The organism is Phyllobacterium sp. P5_D12 (assembly GCF_054049495.1).
The window spans coordinates 1-11,007 of the sequence record NZ_JBFUMG010000108.1 but is presented as its reverse complement, the minus strand read 5'-3'; the positions used below and the strand labels follow the sequence as shown (position 1 = coordinate 11,007).

General features: G+C 57.5%; 9 protein-coding genes and 1 tRNA gene. 6 read left to right on the top strand and 4 right to left on the bottom strand.

Annotated features, from left to right (window positions below; all coding sequences use genetic code 11):
* The 4 genes from ACXJ5O_RS09880 to ACXJ5O_RS09865 all read left to right on the top strand — a co-directional run.
* On the top strand, nucleotides 1-417 hold a 417-nt coding region (locus ACXJ5O_RS09880), incomplete at its 5' end, for a hypothetical protein (protein WP_457299736.1).
* A 542-nt stretch (nucleotides 418-959) separates the two neighbouring features.
* A complete protein-coding gene (locus tag ACXJ5O_RS09875) occupies nucleotides 960-2,807 on the top strand; it encodes an adenylate/guanylate cyclase domain-containing protein (RefSeq protein ID WP_457299735.1) in 1,848 nt (615 codons plus the stop codon).
* Nucleotides 2,808-3,148: 341 nt separating this feature from the next.
* Entirely contained in the window at nucleotides 3,149-3,808 is a 660-nt protein-coding gene (locus ACXJ5O_RS09870) for a SixA phosphatase family protein (protein ID WP_457299734.1), read from the top strand.
* 28 nt (nucleotides 3,809-3,836) lie between these two features.
* Complete coding sequence (locus tag ACXJ5O_RS09865; RefSeq protein WP_457299733.1) at nucleotides 3,837-4,424, top strand: hypothetical protein; 588 nt, start codon at nucleotides 3,837-3,839, stop codon at nucleotides 4,422-4,424.
* 299 nt (nucleotides 4,425-4,723) lie between these two features.
* Here ACXJ5O_RS09865 and ACXJ5O_RS09860 read toward each other — a convergent pair whose 3' ends face one another.
* The gene (locus ACXJ5O_RS09860; protein WP_457299732.1) at nucleotides 4,724-5,311 is read right to left on the bottom strand and encodes a TetR/AcrR family transcriptional regulator; all 588 of its coding nucleotides are present in this window, start codon (nucleotides 5,309-5,311) and stop codon (nucleotides 4,724-4,726) included.
* Nucleotides 5,312-5,408: 97 nt separating this feature from the next.
* Between ACXJ5O_RS09860 and ACXJ5O_RS09855 the strand changes: the two genes are divergently transcribed.
* Entirely contained in the window at nucleotides 5,409-6,521 is a 1,113-nt protein-coding gene (locus ACXJ5O_RS09855) for an efflux RND transporter periplasmic adaptor subunit (RefSeq protein WP_457299731.1), read from the top strand.
* On the top strand, nucleotides 6,521-9,631 hold the full coding sequence (locus ACXJ5O_RS09850; protein ID WP_457299730.1) for an efflux RND transporter permease subunit: 3,111 nt from the start codon (nucleotides 6,521-6,523) through the stop codon (nucleotides 9,629-9,631). The genes ACXJ5O_RS09855 and ACXJ5O_RS09850 overlap by 1 nt, the downstream gene beginning before the upstream one ends.
* A 459-nt stretch (nucleotides 9,632-10,090) precedes the next feature.
* On the opposite strand, the gene ACXJ5O_RS09845 is transcribed toward ACXJ5O_RS09850, so the two are convergent.
* The 3 genes from ACXJ5O_RS09845 to ACXJ5O_RS09835 form a co-directional block, all read right to left on the bottom strand.
* The gene (locus tag ACXJ5O_RS09845) at nucleotides 10,091-10,207 is read right to left on the bottom strand and encodes an Arm DNA-binding domain-containing protein (protein ID WP_457299737.1); all 117 of its coding nucleotides are present in this window, start codon (nucleotides 10,205-10,207) and stop codon (nucleotides 10,091-10,093) included.
* Between the two features lie 242 nt (nucleotides 10,208-10,449).
* A tRNA-Leu gene (locus ACXJ5O_RS09840) sits at nucleotides 10,450-10,534 on the bottom strand.
* Between the two features lie 182 nt (nucleotides 10,535-10,716).
* Nucleotides 10,717-11,007 (bottom strand): histidine phosphatase family protein (locus ACXJ5O_RS09835; protein ID WP_457299729.1); only part of this gene is annotated, 291 nt, incomplete at its 5' end.

The following is an 11,007-nucleotide window of genomic DNA, read 5'->3' as shown; positions in this document are numbered from 1 at the left end:
CTCCAACACTTAACCGCAACACTGGCGATTACGAACTTGTCACTCCAACGGGGGAGACCTGACGATATGTTTGGCAATATCATTCCATGCCCGAACTCAAACAAATCAATGTTGCTTGCACAAGAACTGGACGACTACCAGATTGCCGAGATGATGAGCCATCCAGGTTATACAGAAGTGGTGGCCGGGCGTTTTCCGGACGGCAATATGGTGAAGATAACCGGACACCTTCGTGATTTTCTTTGGCACACTGGCAGGGCTACAGAACCCTCGCATATTAAGGTCCACGAACTTATAATTCCGGATATGGAAACGGCGATGGAACTCTATGACCATCTCAACGGGGATGATGGCTGGCCGCGCTTCTGGATGACGGATACGTGGCAGGAAACGTTCGCGCGATTTCCCTGTACGTAAACAGATTGTTCCGGATTGGCGGCACCGCTTTCTCTTGTCTGGGCCTTAGTTACAAACGGGTGCGAAGGAGCCGATTCTTCTGGCTCTACCCGTGGCAATACCACATCAACTAAGGGCACTCAGCCAAAAGACTGCCCGAAATAATACCTACTGGGAGGTTGGACAGCCAGCCTCCCATCGCTCGCGGTTCATTCACCTTTTGATGTGGCACAAATGTTTGACCTGGATCCTATGAATCGGAGGCAGGCGGACAGTCAGTGTTGATGTTGTGATGCATTAATTTTGAGTTTAGGTCTGGGTTTGGCCCCACTTCGGACATAGGAAGTTCGACTGCTGAACGGCGGCTTCGCGCCCTCAAAGCAGCCATTGCGTAGTGCCTGCTATTTGCCAAAACCGGACTTTTACTATGTTCGCTCGACGCCCAAAAGATACTAGAAAGCCTGTAGCAGGTTCCGCTGCTGCCACCAGTTATTGGCAAGCACACTTTCCCCAGTTTGTGATATTGTTGGCGCAAGCAGATGCGACCCAACGAGGGGGCGGTCATGGACCGAAAGCTTGCTGCCATTCTTTGTGCTGACGTTGTTGGCTACTCCACTCTCATGGAGCAGGACGAACAGGGTACTTTCGAGCGTCTCCGGGCGGGACGCAAGGAACTGTTCGAACCGGAAATCGCCCGCCATCATGGCCGCGTCTTCAAACTGATGGGCGACGGTCTCCTGGCGGAGTTCGGCAGTGTCGTCGATGCGGTCGAATGCGCGGTGAACCTGCAAAGGGGCATGGCGGAGCGCAACGCCAACGTCCCCGAGGAGCAGGGTGTGCATGTCCGCATCGGCATCAACCTCGGCGAGGTCATCGTCGAGGGAGATGACTGCTACGGCGATGGCGTCAACATCGCCGCACGGCTCCAACAGCTCGCCGATACTGACGGCATCTGCGTGTCGGGCAAGGTGGCTCGCGAGGTAGAGAAGAAACTCGCCTTCGCTTTCGAGGCCATGGGCGAGCACAAGGTCAAGAACATCGCCGAGCCGATCCGGGTTTTTCGGGTGAGGCTTGATGCAACGACGGTGAGCCGGAAGCGTCCGCGCTTGCGGGTCAACTACCGGTCCATCGCCGCCGCCGTCGGCTTTGCGGCTCTACTGGTAGCAGCTGCTGCCTGGTATGGCATGCGACAGCCGGCGGCCCTGGCGCGCGAACCTTCGATCGCCGTCCTTCCCTTTGCCAATATGAGCGGCGACACAGCGCAGGATTATCTCGGCTCCGGCATCGCCGAGGACATCATCACCATGCTCTCGTCCTTTCCGAGCCTGCGCGTTGTCTCCCGTACCTCGAGCTTCGTCTACGACAAGCCAGTGAAGGTGCAGCAGGTCGGGGAAGACCTCAAAGTGAACCGTGTTATTGAAGGGAGTGTCAGAAGATCCGGGGAGAATGTGCGCGTTACCGCCCAGCTCGTCGACGCATCGACAGGAGAACATGTGTGGGCAAACCGCTATGACGAAGAGGGCAGCGACGTGGCTGCGATGCAGGACGACGTGGCCAACAAGATATACGCCACACTCGCGGGATTGAGGGGCGAAATCAGGAAAAAAGAGGCTGCTGACGCTTGGACCAAGTCGGCACCGAGCCTCGAGGAATACGACTACTATCTGCGCGGCCACCAGTTGTTTTTCCACTTCAATAAGGAGGACAATGCCAAGGCGCGGCAAGTCTGGCAGGAAGGGTTGGAGAAGTTTCCTGATTCGGCGCTGCTTCGCACCAAAATCGCATTCAGCTACGTGCAGGACGTAATGAATGAGCGCACAGGCAATCCCTGGCGCGATACTGAGTTGGCATGGAAGCTCGCGAGCGAGGCGGCGGCCAATCCGAATAGCTCGAGACTTGAAACACTGCTGAACCATTGGGTCATGGCAATTCTGTACCAACTCCACGAAGGAGATTTCGGACGATCCATTATTGAGGCCGAAGCGGTTATCGATCTCGTGCCAAATGATGCCTTGGCGCACGCCGACCTGGGGTATTTTTTGGCTAATGCCGGAAAGGCTGATCGTGGAGTCGAATGGCTTGAGACCGCAGTCAGACAGGACCGCACTCCTATGGATTGGTACGTTGGAAATCTGGCTATCGCCTATTATCTCGCTGATCGTCCTGCGGATGCCATCACCCAATTTCAGAAAATGGAAGAGCCCTATCTTACCAATCTTGCTGCCGCTTACGTGCGCGACGGCAAGCTCGACGAAGCCCACGCCAGCATTGCGAAATTTCTCAAAAAAAGACCGCGCTGGACTGTCAAGGACGAAGCGGTCTGGCCAACAACGAAGCAGCCTCAGATGGTCGAGCCTCTCCTTTCAAGATATCTAGCCGAGCTCGCCACAGCAGGACTGCCGGTGCAGTAAGATTGATAGACCCATAGAACTTGAGTCCCCATTTTAAAGCGCTTGCCGGTCTTCCGTCGATCAAATGGTTCTGATCTTCGGTGCTGAGCGGCCAGCCAACGTCAGCATGACACTCAGCTCCGACGTCCGATGAAATGTCGGCTTCGCGCCATGTGTGGACCCTTGTCTACCCGTCCACTAAGCCGCAGTGGAGCCATGCTGTTCGTAGGTCCGGAATTGCTGCCGGAAGAAGATCCCCTGCGGCGACCGGACGTGGGATGAGCCAACTGCCTATCTGCAACCTTCCTTGCATACTACAATCGTGCGGTTCGTCTGGAGAAGGGAACACGGGGGAAAACGCCATGGGAGTTAAGGCCATCCGATTGCTGGTCGGTTTAGCTGCCGGCATCCTCGTATTCTGCCAATCGGGCAATGCGCAGGAGGTGATCTACATCGTTCGGCACAGTGATCCACCGTCGACACTGAACCTGGATGAGATTCTCGACGAAACTCCGCCGGAGTCCGGACAACAGCGCGCCAAGATGCTGGCTGAGCGATTAAAAGACGCCGGTATCAGCGCCGTCTATGCGACGCAAGCCAGGCGGACAGTCGAGACGTCCGAGCCTCTCGCCAAGGCTCGTGGACTTGAAATTCGTGTTCATTCCTATGAGGACAGTGACGGTTTGGTCCGGCTGCTCCGCTCGGATAACGGCAAGGACAGGGTACTCATCGTGGGCCATTGGAGCACCATTCCTGAGATTCTCAAGGCGCTCGGATATCCCGAGGAAGTCAAGATCGAAAGAAGTGCATATGACAACCTGTTCGTAGTTGTCCCGGGGGGGACCAAGCTCCGACTGTCCTGCACCTTCATTACTGAAACTGAAGTCGAGAGCGTCAAAGGATCAAGCGAGCGACCTCGCGTGTGGTGTTCTTCGGATGTCCACTGTCGGTCTGAAATTGCGAAGGGTTTGGGCCTGGAGAGCCCTTCCAGGGGCAAAATCTGCAGGTGGCGACAAGGTTGAGTTCGGAGAGGCACCGTCAAGGCGTCCGTTGCGCGTCCCCATACGTGTTGCGTTGGCCTTCACGTTCGGTGTCATCATCGCGGTCATAGCAGCCGCGCTCATCCTCGCCCTGGAAAGCGGCCGCCAAAACACAATCGCTCTCGCCCGCAACCGAAGTGAGAAAATCATCGACACGATGGTAGATCGAACACGATTGCACCTCGATCCGGCCCGCGACCAGTCCGAATTCCTGGCCAGACTTTTCCGCGACGGCGATATCGACCCGCAGGACGAAGCTGCCTCACTGAGCCAACTTCGGGCGGCGCTCGCCGGGATCCCGCAGATCGCCGCTCTCGCAGTAATCCGCACCGATCTGAAGCAGCTGCGCGTCGAACGCCATGGCGACGATGTCGTAATGCGAGAGCTCGACATGCGAACCGTGCCCGGACTCGACGAAGCATTCGAGATGGCCCGAAGCGCAGGCCGCCCCGTCTGGGGAGAACTTCTGTGGAGTGATCGGCTGAACCAGCCTCTCGTTAACGTTCGCACTCCGCTGTGGCATGAGGGCTCCTTTCTCGGGATTCGCAGGACTGGCTTAGGGGAAACCGTTATCGATCGAAGGAATGCAATGCCGTGAGAACGCAATTGGTCCGCTTTGACCACTTGCGGACAATCATTAGTGTCCGCTTTGCGCCCGCTTGTCGGTCATACAAACCGTTGTTTCCTTTTCCCAAAAGCAGCCACCGCATTTATCTGACGCGACGACGTGTTTGCGGTCATAAGTTTACGAATTCCCAACGCTGGTGGTTGGCCCCGGTTTTCAACCAAGCGGCAACTAACGTGACGAACGCCTCCTGCGAACCGGGAGGGGCGGTTCTTCCTGGGCCGGGGCGCCAGGCCGACAACCGCCGCTAGATAAACGAACCGGCTGCGCTATCAGGCGACATCATCACCGCTTGCAATACGTCTGACTTCCCCGGCGGCTGCGTTGAGAACCCCTCGCGACAAATCCTCTTCCTTAATGAGGCGCGATAGCGTGACAGCACCCACCATCAGAGACAATATCGCCATTGCCTTGCCGCTGGGATGGGAGCTCTTGGCGTCGTCCATTAGCTCATCCAGGACCTCAAAGTGAGCCCGTATTCCATCCTCAAATGGACGCCTGACCTCTTCACGTTGCCGCGCCGCGTCGGCTCCCAAGGCCACCAAAGGGCAACCGTCGGCCTTTTCCCCGACATGTCCCGGTGAGAGGTAGAACTCCAGGACTGCTTCGAGGGGATTCGAGCTTGTCGCTGCAGCTGTCGACCATCTGCCCGTGGCGCTTTCCATTGCCCGCCTGGAGGCCTGCGCAGCTAGGTCGTCCTTGGATGCGAACTGCTTATAGAACGCGCCTTGCGTAAGGCCGGCACCCTTCATCAGATCCTTCAGGCCGATCCCATCGAAGCCGTGCTCTCGAAAGAGACGGCTCGCTACGTTGATCACCGTTTCCCGATTTTCCTCGGCCTGTGCGCGGCTCACTCTCATGTCGACCTCCGATTAGATTTCATTTGACATCTATAGCGCAAATAGATTTAGATCGCAATCTAATTTGTGCAGATCGCTCGTCAATAGAGAATGTAAAATGAAACGCAAATACGTCCTGACTTTTGTGGGTCTCCTGGGAGTGGCGGCAGTCGCCGCCTTTTTCCTGGTGTCCGAAACCACTGAACGGAAAGCCGAAGCCGCAGATCCGAGGACGGTTGCACCGCTGGTAAGCGTCGCAGAGGCGAAGAAGACGGAGACGGCGGAGAGGTCGTTTACCGGCACGGTCGCCTCACGCGTGCAGAGCAACCTCGGTTTCCGGGTCCCAGGCAAGATCGTCCAGCGGATGGTTGATGTGGGTCAGCAGGTGAAAAAGGGCCAGGCCCTGATGCGCATCGATGAAACCGATCTCCAACTCGCGCTTGCAGCGAAGCGCAATACGGTCATCGCAGCGCGGGCTGTCCTGATCCAGGTAGAAGCAGATGAGAAACGCTATGCGGCGCTGGTGAAGAATGGATTGGCTGCCACCCCACAGCGATATGAACAGGCGAAAGCGGCCCTCGACACGGCCGCGGCCCAGCTTGCCGCAGCTGAGGCTGACGCCAAGGTCGCAGAAAATGCGGCCACCTATACGGTTCTTCTTGCAGATTCGGATGGAACAGTCGTCGAGACGCTTGGAGACCCCGGACAGGTGGTGGCAGCAGGCCAGACGGTCGTTCAACTCGCGCAGGCTGGTCCGCGTGAAGCCGTTGTTTGGCTCCCTGAGACTTTGCGGCCCGATATAGGATCCGAAGCGCTGGCAAGTGTCTACGGTGGCGGCGGTCTCAGCGGAAAGGCGCGCTTGCGACAGATCTCCGATGCCGCCGATCCGCAAACCCGTACTTACGAGGCGCGCTATGTTCTCGATGGGGCCGCCGCCTCTGCCCCGCTCGGTTCGACGGTGACGATTAAAATCCTGGACGCGCACAGGCAGTCGGAGGTCGCTGTTCCGGTAGGTTCCATCCTGGACGACGGTAGCCGGACAGGTGTTTGGGTTGTCAACGGTGCCACGTCCACTGTGAAGTTCACGCCAGTCGAAATTAAACAGATCAGCGAGGAGACGGCATTTATCACCGGTATTGGCCTTGGTGAGAAGGTTGTCGCTCTGGGCGCACATCTTCTGGAAAATGGCGCAGCCGTCAGATTTGCCTCGCAGCAAAAGGTGACGAAGTAATGAGCTTCAATCTCTCAGCCCTCGCGGTTCGCGAACGCGCCGTTACCTTATTCTTTATCGTTCTGTTGGCGGCTGCAGGCGTCTACGCTTTCGTCAAGCTGGGACGCGCCGAGGATCCTTCTTTCACCATCAAGACCCTGACGGTCACTTCAGTCTGGCCGGGCGCCACTGCGCGTGAAATGCAGGATCTTGTCGCTGAGCCACTTGAGAAGCGCATCCAGGAACTCACCTGGTATGATCGTGTCGAAACGATAACGCGGCCTGGCTACGCCTTCCTCACCGTGACTTTGAAGGACAGCATGCCGCCGGCCGCCGTCGAAGAGGAGTTCTATCAGGCTCGCAAGAAGCTTGGCGACGAAGCCCGAAATCTCCCTCCAGGCGTCATTGGTCCCTTCGTCAACGATGAATATTCCGATGTGAGCTTCGGTCTTTATGCACTGAAGGCGAAGGGGATGCCGATGCGCGACCTCGTGCGACAGGCGGAGGTGATCCGGCAGGATCTCCTGCACGTTCCGGGTGTCAAGAAAATCAACATCGTCGGGGAGCGCCCCGAACAGATCTTCGTCGAATTTTCCTATGCCAAGCTCGCAACACTTGGAATATCGGCAACCGATATCGCCGCGGCTTTGCAGAGACAGAATACAGTCACGCCCGCTGGCTCCATCGACACGCGTGGGCCACAGGTCTTTATCCGTTTCGACGGAGCCTACAACAGCGTGCAGGCGATTGCCGATACGCCGATCGTAGCGGCTGGACGCACTCTAAAACTTTCCGACTTGGCGGATATTCGGCGCGGGTATGAAGATCCGGCGACCTACGTCATCCGCCATGAGGGCGAGCCGACAATCATGCTGGGCGCCGTGATGCAACAGGGCTGGAATGGTCTTGATCTCGGCAAGGCGCTTGAAGAACGATCTGCTGCGATCGCGCAGACACTGCCGCTGGGCATGACGCTCACGAAGGTCAGCGATCAGGCCGTCAACATTGAGGAGGCGGTTGGCGAATTTATGCTCAAGTTCGCAATGGCGCTTGGCGTCGTGCTGTTCGTAAGCCTGGTTGCCCTCGGCTGGCGCGTTGGCATTGTTGTCGCGCTTGCCGTACCGCTGACGCTCGCCGTCGTCTTCCTCATCATGCTGGAAACCGGCCGGTTCTTCGATCGTATCACGCTCGGCGCATTGATCCTTGCGCTGGGCCTTCTCGTGGACGACGCCATCATCGCCATTGAGGTGATGGTGGTGAAGATGGAGGAGGGCATGGACCGCATCAAGGCGGCCGCCTATGCCTGGAGCCATACGGCGGCGCCAATGCTGTCCGGCACGCTTGTGACAATCATCGGACTAATGCCGGTTGGTTTCGCAAGATCGACTGCAGGTGAATATGCCGGCAACATCTTCTGGGTCGTGGGCTTTGCGCTGATCGTTTCGTGGTTTGTTGCCGTGATCTTTACCCCGTACCTCGGCGTCAAGTTGCTGCCGGACATCAAACCGGTCGAGGGCGGACATCAAGCCATCTATGATACGCCGAACTACCGCCGCCTGCGCTCCCTCATCGAGTTCGCGGTTGGCCATAAATTCATGGTATGCGCCGTGGTCGGCATCACGATGGCCGTTTCGGTCGTTGGGATGGGAAGCGTAAAACAGCAGTTCTTCCCGACATCGGATCGGCCTGAAGTGCTGGTCGAAGTTCGCATGCCCGAAGGCACCAGTATCGAGACCACGACAGCCGCAGTGGAGAAAGTTGAGGGCTGGCTGCAAACCCAGCCGGAAGCAAAAATCGTCACCAGCTATGTAGGGCAGGGTGCGCCGCGTTTCTTCTTTGCCATGGCACCTGAATTGCCCGACCCTGCCTTCGCCAAGGTCGTTGTGCTCACCCCCAATGCGCACGCACGCGAGGCTTTGAAGCACCGCCTACGAGCCGCCGTTTCAGACGGGCTTGTTCCTGAGGCATCCGTGCGCGTAACGCAGCTAGTCTTCGGGCCCTATACGCCATATCCGGTCGAGTTTCGGATCATGGGACCGGATCCGGATGAACTTTACAAAATCTCCGAGCAGGCCCTGGCAATTATGAAAAGTGTGCCTGATGTCCGGCAGGCCAATCGCGATTGGGGCAACCGAACTCCGGTGCTGCGGTTTGTCCCCGACCAGGATCGGCTCAATCTGATCGGTCTCTCACCCTCTGAGGCAGCCCAGCAGATGCAGTTGCTGCTTAGCGGCATCCCTGTCACCCAGGTGCGCGACAACATCCGCAACGTGCCCGTTGTCGCCCGTAGCGCAGGTGACAACCGGCTGGATCCTTCAAGGCTGGGCGATTTCTCGCTCATGAGCAGGGATGGCCGACAGGTCCCCCTTGATCAGATCGGCCATTCCGAGATCCGGTTTGAGGAGCCGATCCTGAAACGCCGCGACCGCACGCCGGTGATCACGATACGCTCTGACATCAACGAGGCGACACAACCCCCGGAGGTCTCACAGCAGGTCATGAAGGCACTACAGCCACTGATCGCATCGCTTCCCGTCGGGTACCGCATCGAAATGGGCGGCAACATCGAGGAATCCCTCAAGGCCAATGTCGCACTTGTCAAGATATTCCCGGCCATGATTGCAGCCATGCTGATCGTCATCATCCTCCAGGTTCGCAGTCTGTCAACGATGACGATGGTCATGTTGACTGCGCCACTCGGACTTGCCGGGGTGGTCCCGACGTTGCTTCTCTTCAATCAGCCTTTCGGCTTCAACGCCATTCTCGGATTGATCGGATTGGCCGGGATTCTCATGCGCAACACGCTGATCCTGACCGAGCAGATCAAGGAAAACCAGGCTGTCGGTCTCGATGACTATCACGCCGTCATTGAAGCGACGGTGCAGCGGACGCGCCCTGTGATTCTGACTGCACTGGCTGCCATTCTCGCCTTCATACCCTTAACTCATTCGGTGTTCTGGGGATCGATGGCCTATACGTTGATTGGCGGAACGGCTGCAGGCACCGTAATGATCCTGCTCTTCCTTCCAGCTCTGTACGCGGTGTGGTTCCGGATTAAGCCAACGAAAGATGACCACCACGGAGAGGCGATTGAAGAACTGGCACCACGAAGGGCAATGGCCGCGGAGTAGGGGCATCTTGTATCCAGCACGATGAGCCCCCGCGATGTCTACCTGTGGCGGAACCGTATCCTTGATGTGGCGGAAGAGCATTTTCGTCGCATCGGCTAGTGCGCTGGCTTGCTTCAGACGAAGTCTTGAGAACAGAGAGACGTGCAAAGATGCTGATGATGCCGGAGAGCACGATCTCGCTGTTGACGCTTGTTATCGCCGCCGCTCAATGTTCTCCCGTAGCGGTGCAACTGGCCCGTCGGCAATGCCTTAGCACCGTTGAGAAGGTGCCCTCGGGGCATTTGTGTACACTCATCAATGTCCGCTGGGGACCAGCTTGAGACCTTGGTCTGGCTAACCTGAACGTCCGCATTCTTGATATGGACGCTGAAAACGGTCATTCTGTTTTCGGATGATAGGCGACACGAAGGCCATCGTCCTCGCGATCGGGCATCAACTTCGGGATTATCGGCTTCTCACTCATGACGACTCATGACGTGTCTTTCGGCTCTGCTTTCCGTCAAATCGGTACGGAAATCGCCAGAGTTTGCCGCCGGCTGGTGTGTGTAGCAAGTGGAGCCCGCCAGAGTCTGGGATTTTGCGGGGCTTCGTGGTTAGGCCTAAGGATCTGATTTTTTATCGTTTAGCGCCATTTGATGGTATCCAATTTTGTGCCGTAGACCCTGGAATCTCTAAGATACCATCAAGACTACCATCATTGGCGTCGGATACCAGCAACCCCACGCAGACGCAGGTAGACACCAGGCAACAAAAAAGCCCGGAAAACCGGGCCCTTTGTCTGATTTCAGTACCGTATTGGACGGTGTGAAATGGGAATTTGGTGCCCAGAAGAGGACTCGAACCTCCACGCCTTGCGGCACACGGACCTGAACCGTGCGCGTCTACCAATTCCGCCATCTGGGCAGCGGGGTTCCATGTAAGGGGCGCTTCAGAGTCTGTCAATCCATTTGCCGGGGAATTCGTCAGCGATCGTCAGCTTCATGCCATGCTGGCCTGCAAACAGCGTTCTTCTGCGCTCCGGTGCTCGAAAACCACCGTTTTTGCCGGACATGAATCTCAACAGACCCTGGGCGCGCGTCGGCCGGTCAACCCTCGAGAACTTCCTTGGAAGCGACTGTCGAATCCGCGTTGAGCTTGTAGACGATCGGAACGCCAGTCGCGATCTCCTGCGCGACGATCTCCTCGCCCRTCAGGCCCTCCAGCGCCATGACCAGCGAGCGCAGGGAATTGCCATGTGCGACAATCAGCACATTTTCGCCGCGCAGCACATGCGGCTGCACGTCGTGCATGTAATAGGGCCAGACGCGCGCACCGGTATCGCGCAGGCTTTCGCCGCCGGGCGGCGGAACGTCATAGGAGCGGCGCCAGACATGCAC

Excerpts from the sequence above, each read along its gene's own strand:
- ACXJ5O_RS09875 (WP_457299735.1), top strand. The coding sequence starts at position 960 with ATGGACCGAAAGCTTGCTGCCATTCTTTGTGCTGACGTTGTTGGCTAC.
- ACXJ5O_RS09870 (WP_457299734.1), top strand. The coding sequence starts at position 3,149 with ATGGGAGTTAAGGCCATCCGATTGCTGGTCGGTTTAGCTGCCGGCATC.
- ACXJ5O_RS09860 (WP_457299732.1), bottom strand. The coding sequence starts at position 5,311 with ATGAGAGTGAGCCGCGCACAGGCCGAGGAAAATCGGGAAACGGTGATC.
- ACXJ5O_RS09855 (WP_457299731.1), top strand. The coding sequence starts at position 5,409 with ATGAAACGCAAATACGTCCTGACTTTTGTGGGTCTCCTGGGAGTGGCG.
- ACXJ5O_RS09850 (WP_457299730.1), top strand. The coding sequence starts at position 6,521 with ATGAGCTTCAATCTCTCAGCCCTCGCGGTTCGCGAACGCGCCGTTACC.